Origin of the sequence: Pseudomonas sp. MYb2 (assembly GCF_002979955.1) — a bacterium.
Taxonomy (GTDB): domain Bacteria; phylum Pseudomonadota; class Gammaproteobacteria; order Pseudomonadales; family Pseudomonadaceae; genus Aquipseudomonas.
The window spans coordinates 57,849-72,593 of sequence record NZ_PCQC01000009.1 but is presented as its reverse complement, the minus strand read 5'-3'; the positions used below and the strand labels follow the sequence as shown (position 1 = coordinate 72,593).

General features: G+C 59.9%; 17 protein-coding genes. 5 read left to right on the top strand and 12 right to left on the bottom strand.

The genetic code is table 11. The features are described from left to right. Positions 1 to 67: 67 nt before the first annotated feature. Positions 68 to 712 carry a TetR family transcriptional regulator gene (locus CQ009_RS17060; RefSeq protein WP_064390377.1) on the bottom strand — a complete coding sequence of 215 codons (645 nt, stop codon included), beginning with the start codon at positions 710 to 712 and terminating at the stop codon, positions 68 to 70. 111 nt (positions 713 to 823) lie between these two features. Between CQ009_RS17060 and CQ009_RS17055 the strand changes: the two genes are divergently transcribed. Then, positions 824 to 1,480: an O-methyltransferase gene (locus CQ009_RS17055; RefSeq protein WP_064390376.1), complete on the top strand. Its 657-nt coding sequence runs from the start codon at positions 824 to 826 to the stop codon at positions 1,478 to 1,480. Positions 1,481 to 1,551: 71 nt separating this feature from the next. Here CQ009_RS17055 and CQ009_RS17050 read toward each other — a convergent pair whose 3' ends face one another. The 5 genes from CQ009_RS17050 to CQ009_RS17030 form a co-directional block, all read right to left on the bottom strand. Then, on the bottom strand, positions 1,552 to 2,877 hold the full coding sequence (locus CQ009_RS17050) for an LLM class flavin-dependent oxidoreductase (RefSeq protein ID WP_105707632.1): 1,326 nt from the start codon (positions 2,875 to 2,877) through the stop codon (positions 1,552 to 1,554). A 7-nt stretch (positions 2,878 to 2,884) separates the two neighbouring features. Continuing rightward, entirely contained in the window at positions 2,885 to 5,230 is a 2,346-nt protein-coding gene (locus CQ009_RS17045) for a TonB-dependent receptor (protein ID WP_064390374.1), read from the bottom strand. Positions 5,231 to 5,359: 129 nt separating this feature from the next. After that, on the bottom strand, positions 5,360 to 6,433 hold the full coding sequence (locus tag CQ009_RS17040) for an AraC family transcriptional regulator (protein WP_064390373.1): 1,074 nt from the start codon (positions 6,431 to 6,433) through the stop codon (positions 5,360 to 5,362). A gap of 42 nt (positions 6,434 to 6,475) precedes the next feature. Next, positions 6,476 to 7,093: a glutathione S-transferase C-terminal domain-containing protein gene (locus CQ009_RS17035; RefSeq protein ID WP_105707629.1), complete on the bottom strand. Its 618-nt coding sequence runs from the start codon at positions 7,091 to 7,093 to the stop codon at positions 6,476 to 6,478. 15 nt (positions 7,094 to 7,108) lie between these two features. Further along, positions 7,109 to 8,161 (bottom strand): ABC transporter substrate-binding protein, encoded by a 1,053-nt coding sequence (locus tag CQ009_RS17030; protein ID WP_371920165.1) that lies wholly within the window; start codon positions 8,159 to 8,161, stop codon positions 7,109 to 7,111. 259 nt (positions 8,162 to 8,420) lie between these two features. Here CQ009_RS17030 and CQ009_RS30450 point away from each other — a divergent pair, with 259 nt between their 5' ends. Together CQ009_RS30450 and CQ009_RS29965 are read left to right on the top strand one after the other, a co-directional pair. Further along, positions 8,421 to 8,573: a DUF1254 domain-containing protein gene (locus tag CQ009_RS30450; RefSeq protein ID WP_371920164.1), complete on the top strand. Its 153-nt coding sequence runs from the start codon at positions 8,421 to 8,423 to the stop codon at positions 8,571 to 8,573. Next, entirely contained in the window at positions 8,516 to 8,671 is a 156-nt protein-coding gene (locus tag CQ009_RS29965) for a hypothetical protein (RefSeq protein ID WP_158260942.1), read from the top strand. Before CQ009_RS30450 ends, CQ009_RS29965 begins: the two co-directional genes overlap by 58 nt. Positions 8,672 to 9,476: 805 nt before the next feature. Here CQ009_RS29965 and CQ009_RS17015 read toward each other — a convergent pair. The 4 genes from CQ009_RS17015 to CQ009_RS17000 all read right to left on the bottom strand — a co-directional run bounded on the left by CQ009_RS17015 (position 9,477) and on the right by CQ009_RS17000 (position 11,444). Further along, positions 9,477 to 9,899 carry a VOC family protein gene (locus CQ009_RS17015; protein ID WP_064390371.1) on the bottom strand — a complete coding sequence of 141 codons (423 nt, stop codon included), beginning with the start codon at positions 9,897 to 9,899 and terminating at the stop codon, positions 9,477 to 9,479. Between the two features lie 46 nt (positions 9,900 to 9,945). Then, the gene (locus CQ009_RS17010) at positions 9,946 to 10,110 is read right to left on the bottom strand and encodes a DUF2986 domain-containing protein (protein ID WP_082355447.1); all 165 of its coding nucleotides are present in this window, start codon (positions 10,108 to 10,110) and stop codon (positions 9,946 to 9,948) included. 34 nt (positions 10,111 to 10,144) lie between these two features. Then, positions 10,145 to 10,468 (bottom strand): gamma-glutamylcyclotransferase, encoded by a 324-nt coding sequence (locus CQ009_RS17005; RefSeq protein WP_105707618.1) that lies wholly within the window; start codon positions 10,466 to 10,468, stop codon positions 10,145 to 10,147. A gap of 67 nt (positions 10,469 to 10,535) precedes the next feature. Continuing rightward, positions 10,536 to 11,444: an alpha/beta fold hydrolase gene (locus CQ009_RS17000; protein ID WP_105707617.1), complete on the bottom strand. Its 909-nt coding sequence runs from the start codon at positions 11,442 to 11,444 to the stop codon at positions 10,536 to 10,538. A gap of 85 nt (positions 11,445 to 11,529) precedes the next feature. Here CQ009_RS17000 and CQ009_RS16995 point away from each other — a divergent pair, with 85 nt between their 5' ends. Together CQ009_RS16995 and CQ009_RS16990 are read left to right on the top strand one after the other, a co-directional pair. Then, positions 11,530 to 11,733: a hypothetical protein gene (locus tag CQ009_RS16995; RefSeq protein WP_064390368.1), complete on the top strand. Its 204-nt coding sequence runs from the start codon at positions 11,530 to 11,532 to the stop codon at positions 11,731 to 11,733. 55 nt (positions 11,734 to 11,788) lie between these two features. Next, positions 11,789 to 12,265, top strand: a complete 477-nt coding sequence (locus CQ009_RS16990; RefSeq protein WP_105707615.1) for an anti-virulence regulator CigR family protein — start codon at positions 11,789 to 11,791, stop codon at positions 12,263 to 12,265. A 45-nt stretch (positions 12,266 to 12,310) separates the two neighbouring features. Here the strand turns inward: CQ009_RS16990 and CQ009_RS16985 are convergent, their stop codons facing one another. Next, positions 12,311 to 13,852 carry a class I SAM-dependent methyltransferase gene (locus tag CQ009_RS16985; RefSeq protein WP_105707613.1) on the bottom strand — a complete coding sequence of 514 codons (1,542 nt, stop codon included), beginning with the start codon at positions 13,850 to 13,852 and terminating at the stop codon, positions 12,311 to 12,313. Between the two features lie 157 nt (positions 13,853 to 14,009). Further along, positions 14,010 to 14,492, bottom strand: a complete 483-nt coding sequence (locus CQ009_RS16980) for a GNAT family N-acetyltransferase (RefSeq protein ID WP_064390365.1) — start codon at positions 14,490 to 14,492, stop codon at positions 14,010 to 14,012. Positions 14,493 to 14,745: the final 253 nt, after the last annotated feature.

Genomic DNA, 14,745 nt, shown 5'->3' with positions numbered 1-14,745 from the left:
GGCAACTCAATCGCATCAGCCTTCGGCGAAAGAATTTTCCCGAACACCTTCTCCAACCCGGCGCCGTCTAATCGCAAGCTTGCGGCTGATTCAGCGACACAACATAAGCGCTGAACATGTCTGCCAGCGCGTCGGCAAACACGCTGATTTCCTGCTCGCTGCGTGGGCTGGAGGAAAAGTCTTTTCCGGTAGAACTCAGCGTGGTCAGGATCAAATCGCAGGCCGCTGTGCGAATCGCGTCAGTGACTTGCGGCAACAGTTCGAGCATGAAGCTGGCGAAGATCTGCCGTCCTGCCGCGCGCACCTCATGGGCTTCGGGCGCATCGCGATAGAGCGGCGCGGCATCGTTGAGCGCGCCGCGCATCTGCGCTTCCTCGCACTCCGAACGAATGAATACCTGGACCAGCGTGCGCAGGCGATCCAGTGGTGGTTGTTCCGGCTGCTGCAAAATTTGCTGGAGCATTTGCGTGGTGTGCAGCCACTCATCACTCTGCAAGCGGAACAGAATCGCCGCCTTGTTGGGGAAGTACTGGTACAGCGAACCGATGCTCACGCCAGCCTTTTCGGCGACTCGGGCGGTGGTGAAGCGGGTGGCGCCATGCTCGGTCAAAACCTGAATAGCCGCCTGCAAAATCGCTGCGACAAGATCTGTCGAACGCGCTTGCTGTGGCTGTTTACGCGAGGAAATACGGGCGGTCTGGCGGTCGGTCATGGCTGGCTCGGACGTCCTGGGGAATGCGAATAGCGGATGCGACGAATCACTCGCATCATTTAAACGCGATGAATCACTCGCATTTTAGTCCCCAACTGACGGAAAACAAGCATGACCACCCTGACCTCTGAACCACTGGCGAGCTTGATCGAACGCCTTTACAGCCAAGCCAGCGCCGCCACCAGCACGGCGCTGAACGATGTATCCGGCGAAGAACGCGATCGCCTGATGCACAGCAAAACCGACTACCTGAAACTCTACGGATTACTCAAAGACCTGTGGCTGCCGGTCTCCCGCGACACCGGCAAACTCCTTTACATGCTGGCGCGCAATACCCAGGCCAAGGCGATTGTCGAGTTCGGCACATCGTTCGGTCTGTCCACCCTGCACTTGGCCGCCGCACTGCGCGACAACGGTGGCGGTGTGCTGATCGGCAGCGAATTCGAGCCGGCGAAAATCCAATTGGCGCGCCAACACTTTGTTGCCGGCGGGGTCAGCGATCTGGTGGAAATTCGCGAGGGCGATGCGTTGATCACCCTGGCCAGTGACCTCCCGGAATCTGTCGATTTGCTGTTGCTCGATGGCGCCAAGGCATTGTATGGCGATGTCTTGAGCCTGCTCGAAAAGCACCTGAAACCGGGTGCAATGGTCGTCGCCGACAACACTGACTATTGCCCGGAATACTTGGCATACGTGCGCGCGCCGGAGAACGGTTACCTGTCCGTACCGTTTGCCGACGACATCGAGCTGTCAATGCGCCTGGGCTAAAACCGACCGCCTCAGGGGCCACCGAAAGGTGGTCCCCGAGGGCCGTAATCAAGGCGTGCTTCGGATCGAAGTTAACGCCGGTGACGGTTGTCCGGCCGCTCCAGTCCCAGATGATCGCGCAGGGTGGTGCCGCTGTATTCATGGCGGAACAGCCCGCGCTGTTGCAGCAACGGCACCACGTCATCGACGAATTCATCCAGGCCTTCAGGCAGGAACGACGGCATGATGTTGAAACCGTCGGCGGCCTGTTCGACGAACCATTGTTCGAGGGTGTCGGCGATGGTTTTCGGCGTACCGATCACCGTGTGATGGCCGCGCGCGCCCGCGACCTTCAGGTACAGCTGGCGAATGCTTAGATTCTCGCGCCGCGCCAGATCGATGAACAAGGCCTGACGACTCTGCATCGAATTGCTCGGTGGCAGCTCCGGCAACGGGCCGTCCAGATCATATTCGGAGAGGTCAAAACCGCCGGCCATGCCTGCCAGCATCGCCAGCCCGACACGCGGCTCGACCAGATCCTGCAGTTGTTGGTATTTATCTTCCGCCTCGCTTTGCGTGCGGCCGATGACTGGCGAAATCCCCGGCATGACTTTCAATTGCTCAGGGCGGCGTCCGTAGCCGGCCAGACGACCTTTGACGTCGGCATAAAAGGCCTGGGCGTTGGCCAGCGTCTGCTGTGCGGTGAACACCACTTCCGCGGTGCGTGCGGCGAGTGCCTTGCCCGGCTCCGACGAGCCGGCCTGGATCAGCACCGGATAACCCTGGGGCGTGCGAGGAATGTTCAGGGGGCCGCGCACCCGGTAGTTATCGCCATAGTGATTGAGTACATGCAGTTTGTCCGGCTGAAAAAACACCCCGCTGCTTTTGTCGCGGACGAAGGCGTCGTCTTCAAAGCTGTCCCACAGACCGGTGACGACATCGATGAATTCTTCCGCGCGCTGATAACGGTCACCGTGCTCGAAATGTTTTTCGCGGCCAAAGTTCAGCGCTTCCAGATCGGTCGCTGAGGTCACCAGATTCCAGCCGCTGCGCCCGCCGCTCAAGTGATCGAGGGAAGCGAATTTGCGCGCCAGTAGATAGGGTTCGTTGTAGCTGGTCGACACCGTTGATACGAGGCCAATACGTTCGGTCACTGCGGCTAGCCCGGAAAGCAGCACCAACGGGTCGAAGACGTCGCCGGCCGTGGTGAACTGGCCGAGTTCCGGCGAGCCCATCAGGGCCAGATTGTCGGCGAAGAATATCGCGTCGAACTTGCCGCGCTCGGCGGTGGTGGCGAGTTTCCTGAAATGCTGGAAATCCAGGCCGCCGCCCGACCATGCACGTGGATGGCGCCACGCGGCGAGGTGATGGCCGCTGCTCATGAGAAACGCGCCAAGGCTCATTTGTGCTGTTTTCATAGTGTCCTCAGAAGTCATAACGCAAGGTCACGCCGGCGGTGCGCGGCTGGCCTGGCGAGGCGGTGTAGAGGCCATTGGAACCACTGCCAACAGCCAGGTAATACTCACGATCAAAAGCGTTTTTGACCCACAGCGAGGCGTCGAGCAAACCGTCGCCATAGTCCACCCGTGCGCCGAATGAGAAGTTGGCGAGGCCGTAGCCATCGATCTTCGCCAGGTCGGAATTGTCCAGCGTGCCTTCGCTGTCGGAGCGGTAGGCATAGCTGCCGGTGGCGTAGGGTTCGATACCGTCGATGCGCGGCCATTTGTATTCGCCGTTGACGTTGCCGATCCAGCGCGAGGCGCCGGCTACGCGCTGGCCGCTGAGGTCGCAGTTGGTTTGCCCCGGATTTTCCGAAGGGCAGGGCGCGTCTTTGAATGACAGGTAAGTCACGTCGTTGAACGAGCCGTTGACGTTTAACGTCAGGCCGCGAACCGGAACGGTGGTCGCCTCGAACTCGAAGCCACGCGAGCGCACGGTGCCGGCGTTGGTCAGCAACTGATAACCGGTCAACGAACCGGGCGGCTGGTAATAAGTGGTGGCTTGATAGCCGTTCACCCCGGTCCAGAATACGTTCGCGTTGAGTTGCAAACGGTGATCGAACAATTGGCTTTTAATGCCCAGCTCAGCATCGTTCGCGCGTTCCGGGCCAACCAACAATGACTCGGCGCCAGCGCTGGGCGCCGAACCGACGGCGAGGTTGACGCCCCCGGATTTCTCGCCGTGGGACAGCGAGGTGTAGCCCAGCACGTCATCGCTGAAGTGATAGCTCAAACTGGTCAGGAACGATGGCGCCGCGTTGTGCATGTGCAGGTCGCCAGTGTCATAGGCGCCGACCTGACTTGCGCGCACCGCGTTGCCATTGACGACTCCCGGAATCACCACCGGCGCGCCACCGCCCTCGGGGGCGAGGCGTTTCACGTTGGCGTCTTTTTCTTCATAGGTGCCACGGATGCCGGCGCTGAAATCCAGGCGCTCACTCAAGTGCCAGGTGCCTTGGGCAAACAGGGCGTAGCTCTCGGTGTCGATCTTGCCGTTGACCTTGCTGTTGACGTTGTTCAGCGCATTGAGATTGGTGCCGATCAGGTTGAGATCGGCCAGCGGTCCGAGATTGGTAAAGATCCGATTTCCGAGGTCTTGCTTGAAGGCATAGGCGCCGACGACGTAGTCGAAAAACTCGCCCTTGGGCGAGGCCAGACGCACTTCCTGGGAGAACTGCCGGTCGTGCACTTCGTAGCCGAAGTCGTTGATCACCGGGACGTCCAGTTGGTCGGCGTCGTTGGCCGGGTTGAAATGCCAGCTACGATAGGCGCTGATCGACGTCAGGGTATAGCCGCCGGCGAGGTTCCAATTGGCTTCGACGGAACTGGCGTTCTGGTGGACGCTGACATTCTGCCGGCCGTCGATGTTGCTTTCGCCCACCTGCGGATTAGCCCCGACCAATGCCGCCCGGCGCCAGAACAGTGGGCCGGCGCCATAGATCACGCTGCTGCCGCTGCTGGAGTTTTCCGTGTTGTATTCGTTGATCCAGCGCAGGCTGAAATCATCGTTGGGTTTGAACAGCAACTGCCCGCGCAGGCCTTCGCGTTCACCGCCGAGCAACGTGCGATCGTCATGCCGGTTGTTCAAGTAGCCGTCATCGCGGGTGCGGTAGAACGACAGGCGCGCGGCGAGGGTGTCGGTCAACGGCCCGGACACAGTGCCTTTACCCTGAAAATAGCCGTCCTGCCCACCCGACACTTCGAGGCTGCGTTCGGGCGTAAAGGTCGGGCCGCGCGTGGTGATGTTGAGCACACCGGCCGTGGTGTTCTTGCCGAACAACGTACCTTGCGGCCCGCGTAACAGCTCCAGTTGCTCAACGTCGAGCATGTCGAACGCGGCCATGCCGGGGCGGCCCAGATAGACGTTATCCAAATAAATCCCGGCGCTGCCTTCCAGTCCATCGCTGGCTGGGTTATTGCCGATCCCGCGCACCGCGAAGCTGGAAACCCGTGCGTGAACGTAAGCGACGTTGACGCTGGGCAACGCCTGTTGCAGGTCCTGAATCTTGTAGATGCGCTGGCTTTCCAGATTGGCGCCGCTGAGGGTGGTGATCGGCGTCGGTACGTCCTGCGACTGTTCTTCGCGGCGCCGCGCTGTCACGGTGACCTGTTCAAGCCGTGGGGCGGCGTCGTCGGCGTTGGCCGTTGGATTTTCGCGTTGATCGGCGGCAACGCTGACGGTCGAGCAAAGGACAGCGGGCAGCGCCAGCCATAAGGAAAAACCCAGGGGCTTGAGGCGATGGGCCGTGGTGGCCGGGTAACGTAACAGCATGGACGCAAAGCTCCTTGTTTGGCCGCGCGACGCTATCGGTCGGGCTCGGTAGGAGGGCCATGCTAGAGCGTGTGAAGAGGGGAAAAGGGGCCTGCGCGGACAACCTGTGGTCCGCCGCAGACAATTGATTCAAACGGCTATCGAGATCGCCCGCCCGGAGGCTAAAGCAGGCGGTCGTGGCACATAGCGTTCGGGTAACGACGGCGCATCATCGCGGCGCCATTTGCCGGGGCTTTCGCCGGTCCAGCGACGGAACGCGCGATTGAAACTGCTCGGTTCATTGAAGCCCAGTCGATAGCAGATTTCGTTGATCGAGCAGTCGGTCTGGCGCAGGTAACTGAACGCCAGTTGTCGACGGCAATCGTCGAGCAATGCCTTGAAACTGCTGTCGTGCTTGAGCAAGTGTCGATGCAGGTTGCGCACGCTCATGCCGAGTTCATCGGCGACTCGACTTTGCTGCACTTCGCCCACCGGCAAGTAGCGAATAATCGCACCGCGCACCCGCTCCGGCAGGTTCAGGCGGCGCTGGCGTTCAAGGTAAGCGTTGAGCACGTTGTCCAGTCCCTGGGCCACGGCGTGATTGGCCGTGGTCAGCGGTGCATCCAGCCAGCGATTGCTGTATTCGATGGCGTTTTCGCCGGCATTGAAGCGGATCGGACAACCGAGCAATCGCGTCCAGCGCTGCGGATCCTGTGGCGCCGGGCGAGCCAGGCGCACGCCGTGCACGATGGGCAGATTGACCCAGGTCTGGCGGGTGAAGCGTACCGCGCAGGCAATCGACGCTTCGGTGGCGATCTGCTCCACCTCGGCGCCGACGGCCACCCCGTAAACCATGCGCGTGGTGTGCGGGCCGCGCACCAGACTCATCGCCGCCGACGTGGTGATCACCGGCGCAAAACGCACGCCGCGCTGCAATGCCTCGATCACCGTCGAGCTGCTTTGCGCGGCGAAAAACAGCCCATGGAAGTCGGTCGGATAACTGTACTGCGCCACTTGCAAGCCAAAGCATTCGTCATCACTGACGCGCCGCGCCGCCCGCCAGAATGCACTCATGACGGGGAGGGCGATGCGCTGGTCGGGATCATGCAGATGACAACGACTGATACCGGCCTCGCGCAGCAGCGGGGCAGCGTCGATGCCCTGTGCTTCCAGCGTGCGGGCGATGACTTGGGCCCAGGTGGCAATGGTATCGGTGCTTGGCATGCTGTTTCTCCGGTTGGCTCGGTTATCTGTCCTCGGGATGACTCAGGCGAGGCCTTCGGCAGCCAGTGTCCGCACCACCGATTCGCGTGCACGGAAGCGCCCGAGCGCGGCTTGCAACGCAGGGAAGTCGCCTAACACACCGACGCGGGCGCTCCAGCCGAGGAACACGCCGAGGTAGGCGTCCGCCACGGTAAAACGATTGCCGACCAGATACTCCGCCTGCGCCAGATGCGCCTCAATCGGCTTCAGTGCGTTCGCCAGTTGTTGCAACGCGCGCTCGCGGATGCCGGGGAATGCCGCCTCATCGGCGCTGTAACGCTCAGGCCGATTGATCGGCCGAAACGCGGCGACGTGCACCTCGGTCGCCACGTAACCGAGCCAGCCTTGAATCTGTGCACGCTCGACTGAACCTGCCGGCGCAAACAATTCCGTGCCGGGTTTCAAATCGGCGAGGTACGGCAGGATCGCGGTATTTTCAGTCAGCAGGGTTTTGTTATCGAGCAATAGCGCGGGTACGCGGCCGGTCGGGTTGATCTGCCGGTATGGCGAGTCCTGGTCGCCGAACGTCACCCGCTCGACATCGATCGGCAGTTGCAATTCGTGAATCACGACATGGGCGGCGAACGAGCAGGCACCAGGAAAAATGAACAGGGTGGTCATGGGTAGTCCTTGTTTTTAACGGCTGGCTTGTGGGGTTTGCGAAGCGCTGTCGGTGGCTTGCAGTGCGGCATTGATGAAGCTCGGTTCAGCCCAGTTCTTCACCTCGAAACCTTTGCGGATCAGTTTCGCGTTGAGCGCGAGATCCACACTGCGCTGCAAGTTGTCGAGGAACGGCGCGTCGAGCTGCGGCGCGAAGATTTTCACCAGCGACTGATCTTTGGCATCGGTGGTGAGGATATCTGCGGGGAAACTGGCCAGTTTCGACACCAGATTAATGTAGTCCTGTTTGTGCTCGTCGTTGCGCAACCAGGTGATCGCCGGTTGCTGTGCCTTGATCAATCGCGCGACCAGTTCCGGGTGCGCGTCGACAAACGCGCCGCGCCCCAACAGCACGGCTTGCATGCTGCCGGCGCCATCGAGGTCGACAGTGGTCAGCGGCAGCTCGGCGAGACCGCGTGCCTTGAGCGCAATCACCCCGGCTCCGGACCAGGTCGCGTCGATTTGTTTGGCCGCCAGCGCCGCGTTGGCGGCGTTGTAGTCGAGGTTGACCACCTTGTAGTCGCTCTCTTTCAAACCTTGATGGGCCAGCGCCGAAGCAAACGACAACTGGGTGGCGGTGCCGCGAAAGATCGCCACACGTTTACCCTTCAACGCTTCGAGCGTGGTAATGCCCGAACCCGGCTGCACCGCCAGATAGAGTTTGACGTCACGGGCGGTTGCACTGAGCAAGCGCGTGTCGAGACCACCGGCCTTGCCGATGATTGCCGGCAAATCGCCGAGGTAAGCGAAGTCTTCCTGATTGTTGGCCAACGCTTCATTGATCGCCGGCCCCGCACCTTTGAAGAAGTCCCAGCGAATCTTGATGCCGTCCTTCTCAAACTCTTTCTCCAGCGTTTGCCGGTCGCGCAACACATCGACGATCCCGGCGCCACTAGGCGTGGGGCCGGCACTGATGTCCGGCACGGCGATGCGGATTTCTTTGACCGGTTCGGCCAGTGCCAGGCTGGAAACCAGGAGTGCGGCGAGGGTGAGAGCCGCTCTTGGGAAGGATAACGAAGGGGTTCGAATCACGCGTCTGCTCCTGCAAATGCCGGCGTGGTGCCGGATCGAAGACGCAGGTATAGCGGCGTGTTGATGCGGAAATAAAATACTTAAAAATATGCTGTTTATTCGTTTGTGGCATATGGCCGATGGATCAACGGCTGCGCGGACGATGCCTGGAAGGCATAAAAAATATGCGTCGAAGCGTGCAAGCTGACCTAGTGATCGCGCAGGTCTGAACCAGATTGGCTGGGCCACTGCGTTGGCTTCACCTTCCGCCAAGGACATGCCGACCGCCAACGATGACACCGACTACATGAGTGCGGTGCTGGATCTGACCGAACCCTATGTATTGAGTGTGCCGGATACCCATGACCGCTCATGGGCGCGCCCATTATTATCGGCAACAACTATGACCTTTGGGTCAGCAACAGCATGAAAGATGCTTTTTGCGAGGTACTAACCGCTGTCGCGACCTTGGAAGGTCATAATGTTGAGGCTATTTATGAGGTGGCGCCGGGTGTGGCCGGCACCTAGGGTATTTCAGGCGTGGGTATCGTTCTCGACGAGTTCTATCTCTATCTTGGCGGGTTTTCAGGCGTTCGACGCCACCTCGATGTATGCCGAGTACGGCTAGACGAAGTCAGCGAGTCTTGCGGACTGTCGCCAGTCGCTGCAAAGCGCATGGCACACCTGTTGGCATGCACTGAGAATGGCGTCCTTTATCGGGAACCGGGTCATGTCGAGCTAGACGAACGATTCGATGAATCACGCAATGAAGCCGCGAAACTCGCCGAGTTCAGAATGCGACATACATGATGGGGTGCAGTCATCAAACTACGTTATTCAAAAGGGTCAGGTCTGCCACCGACGCATCTGACATTGATCAACTGCGCAGACTCCGCTACTGGTAGCCTGGTGTTTGCCTGCACTGAAGTCGGGGAGTGCAGAGTTCAGTACACATCACGTGCCGAATTGTTGTGCATGCTCAATAGTCTTTTGCGTCAGCGCGTGCCCATTGCTGTTGGTGGCATGGTCCCGGGACCTGCCGACGAAGTCGACATGTTAATAGCGAACGCAGTACTTGAAGGCCCCTATATAGCACTGTCGTGGTCCGGTCCGCAGCAATGGACCCTGCGCGAAATCGGCTCCACCGCTGCTGAGTGGCAGCCAGTCCCTGATGCTCAAAGTATGGCAAATGTGTCATTCGACCCGAGGTCCCTGAAACGCTCGGGCTGAATTGGCCAGGAAATCAGTACAAGTTCGGGCGGTTCATTGCTTCTGGCAGTAAATGCATGCGGTCGCAACAAGCAGCGGTTGGCTTCGCTCAGATTGAGATTGATCAAACTGGTCTTTCACCCAGCCGCTCTACCAACCTGACGAGATAACCGTCGGGATCCTGGACGATGAATTCGCGTTGGCCTATTTCTACATCATTGGCCCGATACCAAGTGTCTTTGCATTCTCGATAGAGTGGATGTCTGGCCTGATCAAGCTGTTTGATGAGGGGGGCGACAGCCACAACGTCAATCTGCAGGTTGATGCCTCTTCCAAACGGTGCAGTCAACGGAGCCGTCAGCCATTGCCCCACTTGTGATTCAACCTGCTCAAGCATGACTTGAGCACCATTCAAATCAAGGTAGGCAAACCCATCTTCCCGGCGTTCATAAACTACCTTGAAACCGATGCAGGAAACCCAAAAGGCCAGGCTGCTCTCCAGGTGGGTGACCATTAACTCCGGAACCAGTTTGTTACGCTCGAACATTAGGTGACTTCCATTTCACAAGGTCGATTTTTGCAGGCAGGCTGGATCAGCTCTCAGCCGACTCCCCCGAATCCGCAACCACCAGCCCCTCAGCCTCCATCTTCGCCCGCTCAGCCTTACTAATATACTTCGGCTTCTTCGGCGCCAACTTCGCGCTAGCCTTCTTGGCCTTTTCCTTGAACAACTGTTTCAGTTTCTTCTGACGATTCATGTGTGTTACTCAGTAAGCAAAGGTAAAAAACCAACTATCGAAGGGCGTAAACGCAGGCTTCCAGCGCGGTGCCATCAGCCAACGTCACCTGCGTCAAGACACGCTGATACTCAGCCCCTTCAAACTCATCAAGCGCTGCCCAATGAGCGTGAAAATTCCCGGAAGAAAACACGAAGCCCTCAATCACATCGCCATCGTCGGCCAGGACCAACCCCGGAAAGCCCATTTGCGCGCCCCAGCCCGCTTGCGCCAAGCGGCCCTTGAGTGAGGCCGGTTGCCAGGTGCCGCCGATGTTCAACATGACGTGCTCATTCGGTCGCCCCGGGCCAAGGGTTCCATAAACGAATAGATGCTCCACGTGTGTTCCTTGCGATCAAAAGGGGCGAATCCTGACGCATGGATCGGGTTCAGGCAACGTCAATTGCTCACATCGCGATAAAGTCGCGTACGGCCTTGATGGTTGGGGTAGGTGCTTCTTCCATCAGCCAGTGTCCAGCGGCCGGGATCACCACTTCGGTGACGTTGTCGGCGGCGTTGCGCATGACGATGGCTTCGTTGTTGCCGAAGGATTTTTCGCCGCCGACGGCCAGCACCGGCATGGTCAGTTTCTGTTGCAGAACCGGCGCGTTATCGATGGCGTCCTGACGGATGCTGCGGAACTGGGCGAATGCGGCGTGCATGGCGCCAGGGCGGGCGTAGAGTTTGGCGTAATGCTGGCGGGTGCCTTCGTCGACCTTGGCGGGCGTGCCGGCAAACTCGTTCCAGAAGCGGTCGAGGTAGATGCGCTCGCGCCCGGCCACCAGACGCTCCATGTCGGCGCCGCCGAAGTCGAAGTGCCAGAGCATCGGCGAACGCACGATGTCGTTCCACGGCGTGATGCCGGGCACGGGGGCATCCATCACCACCAGCCGATCAGTGAGTTGCGGATACCGCGCGGCATAGGCGAACGCGACCATGGTGCCGATGTCATGGCCGATCACCACCGAATGTTCGATTTTCAGCGCGCTCAATACTCCACGAATGTCTGCCGCCTGCGTCTTCTTGTCGTAGCCGCCGTCCGGGATCGACGACAGGCCCATGCCGCGCAAGTCCGGCACCACCACGGTGTGGTCCCGCGCCAGGTCCGCCGCCAGCGGCGCCCACATGTCGCCGGTATCGCCAAAGCCATGCAACAGCACCACGGCCGGGCCTTTGCCGCCAACGCGCACGTGCATTGTTGCGCCTTCGACTTTGATGTCCTGGGTCTTGAAGGCAGCGGGGAACGGCGTGACGTCAGCGTGAGCTGGCAGGCTGAGGGCGAGCAAGGTCAGCGTTGTGAAAAACAGGCGGGTCATGGGACGAGTCCAAGCGTGTGGGGAATGGAATGAGCGTAGTCGTATCCGCCATTTGCGCCTGTGAAGGCGCTGTGCATGAATCGGCGTGCACGTGGTCGATGCGCTGGCGCCGTACTTTCCCGGCGTCGATGTGCAGCCGCTGTACCCGGGCCGATGGCACTACGCCGAATACCCGGATCAGCCACAGACTGCCGGTAGCTATCTGATCGACCGTCTGGTGAAGGAGCGCGGCCTCGATCCGGCGCGTTACATCCGTGCTGGCAACGCCGCTCCTGCCCCGATCAACTAAACTGTCTCACAGCGACCAAAAGATATCGGTTTACTTAACGCAGAGGGAACGCCGCATGATTGGATCACGGGCATTGATTGCAGCGGTTGCATCGCTTGCGCTGATTGTCAGCGCAGCAACGTCAGCCGATCCCGGCAATGGTAATGGCAATGGCAAAGGCCAGGGCAACGGCAAGGGCAATCCCCAGAACATGCAGGGCCACGGTAACCAGAAAGGCAATTCCAGCAAGGGCAACAACGGCGGTGGCGACTGGGGTCATGGTCCCAGCATTGATCGCGGCAATGTGCTCGGAATTGTCGGCGGCTACCGCGACTACTGGAGCCCCGGGCCTGCGCTGCCTCCCGGTATTCAAAAGAACCTCGCCCGGGGCAAACCGCTGCCGCCGGGGATCGCGAAAAAACTGGATGGACGTCTGATTGGGCAACTGCCGCATTACGATGGCTACGAATGGCAACAGGCGGGCACGGATCTGATCCTGGTCGCGCTGGCCACCGGGCTGATTTATGAAGTGCTCAATGGCGCGTTTGATTAAGTTGCCGCTTGGCTGAACGGGCGGTGCATCCTTGCACCACCCCGATCAAACGATTTTCAAAGCGCTCAGCACGATCAGCGATTGTTCGGCAAAGGCCTGGGCCTGTTCGGTCAGCGCGGCGATATTGGCTTCGGCGGTGGTCAGCGTTTTGCCGTCCTTGAGCAGCACTTCGTTTTGCTGGGAGATGACGCTCCACACCAGTTGCGCCCATTCCGCCGGGTGCTGTTTGCCTTGGCGGATCGCTATCAGGAACAGTTGCTGGAAGCGGCTGACCGCGACGCCACCGCCGGTGACCGGGCTGCTCAGCACCTGAATGTCGGCGTTGAACAGGGCGCGTTTACACAGTTGCAGGTTGAACGCGGCGCAGCGTTCGTACACCAGCGCTTCGGTGGCTTCGCTCTGGCACGGGGCTACGGCGCCCATGCCGACCAGGATGGCGAGGGCTTGCTCGAGATCGTCATAGGCCATCGGCGCCACGTCGGCGAGCAACTGCTGCATGGTTTTTGCTTCATACGTCTGGCCCGCCAGCGCATCGAGGACCGGGCGGTAAATCTCCGGTTGCAACGAGGCTTCGCCAGCAGGGCCAGTGACGCTGGACGCCACGTTTTCTGCCGGCTGCATCAGGATAAATCGGGTCTTGAGCATGCGCGACCGACGCTCGGCAGCGCTAAGTCGGTTGGCACCGCGCACGTACAGATCGCGACGGAAAGCCTGATTGACGAAGTAGTCACGCGCCTGTTCACGCATGATCGGATGCTCGATACCGTCGAGAAAGGCCAGCCCCTCGGCGCTCAGATTGAGCGCATCGACCGAGTCCATCGGCACCGCCGTCGTGACGTAGTCGAGCTTGGCCGGGGCCAACGCATCGGCCATGTCGGCGAAAAACATGCAGTTCCAGTCGCGATTGAAATATTCGTGGGCGACGTATTGGCGATCCTGACCTTTGATGGTCTGTAGCCTGGCGCCCAGGTGCGGCGCGGCGATCGCGTACTTGGGATTGGCCGCCAGCAGCGCCTCGGAAAACTGCAACGCGGCATCGATGCGCTGATCCGGGCGGGCCGAGTGGCTGGCAAAGCGGTCATGCAGGCTGAACAATTGGCGCAACGGCGCTGAAGGCGACCAGCCCGGCAAAGCGTTGTAGCTGACGTACAGATGACCACCCGGTTTGAGGTGGCGGCGGGCGAACTCGACGATCAGTTTGTGGTTGTCACGGCTGACCCAGCTCCAGATGCCATGCAGGCTGATGCTGTCGAACTGCGGCAAATCATGGCGCGCCAGCAGTTGCTCGAAGCTGTCGTCATACAGCTTTGCGCCATTGTTGCTGAGTTCCGCCAGTTCAATGGCATGGGCCGCCTGACCTGGATGAAAGTCCGTACCGACGAAACCGGCAGGATTGGCTGTGGCGTGGATGTTGATCGACACGCCCTGACCGAAGCCGAGTTCGCAGTGGTAGCCGTCGGGATTGTCCAGACTGGCAAAGCCGCGCAACAACAGGCAGTAACGCTGGAAAACCGGATTGATTTCCCGGCTATAGCTGTAGGTGTAGCCTTCGTCGGTGAAATAACCTTCGTTCCAGGCGTTGCTCATAGGTGCAGCCTCTTGCATCAAAAATGAGGGATGGGACTTGCGTCGTTCAATCTGGCGCTGTCCATCAGGGTGTTGTCGGCAGGATCGAACCATTCGATAGGGGCCATGCGGATATTTCGCAGGCTCACGATTGTTCATTGTCGCAGCTGTCCGCCGCTCACAAGCGCATGCCCATTTCCAGCGCACGCGTCTCGAACCCGAATTCCGCATACATACGCACCGCGCGTTCGTTGAACGGCCAGACCGTCAGGCGCAAGTCCTGGGCATCCTGCTCGATGGCCCAGTGTTTGACCCGGTGCATCAACGCGCGGCCAATGCCTTTACCCCAGAACGGCTCGGCCACGCACACCGAGCCAATGCGCACGACATTTTGCGGTTGCACCAATGGCCCGGTACTGGCCGACACGCTGGCCGTAATAAACGCAACGACATGATTGCCCACGCTCGCGAGGAATACCACCTGGCCCGGTTTTTCGAAAACGCTGGACCAGTGCGGCAAGTCGCGTGCGAAATCCCCAGTCGCGGCGGCGTAGATATCGGGCCGGGCTGCATGGTGTACCGAATTGAGCAATTGGCCCAGCTCGCACATCGCCAGTGCATCTTCGACGGTGGCAGTTCGATAGGTTATGTCTTTATCCATGACGGGTGACGCTCCTTGGTCATGTTGGGGGCTGGTCTGCGCGGGTGTGCGGCTTGGGCCGTGTCCAGCTGCAATCCTGCATGGCTTGGCAGGCAACACTTTACCAAGGTTGCAAGTCAGCAGGTGCAGACACGCTGCCGGACCTGAACCTGGGTCGCTTTTTCAGGCAAATCTGTACATTGAATCCTTCGGCGATAAACCAATAATCAAGCGCTCGAATTCTTGGATATTGGGCACTGTATGGAAACGCTAC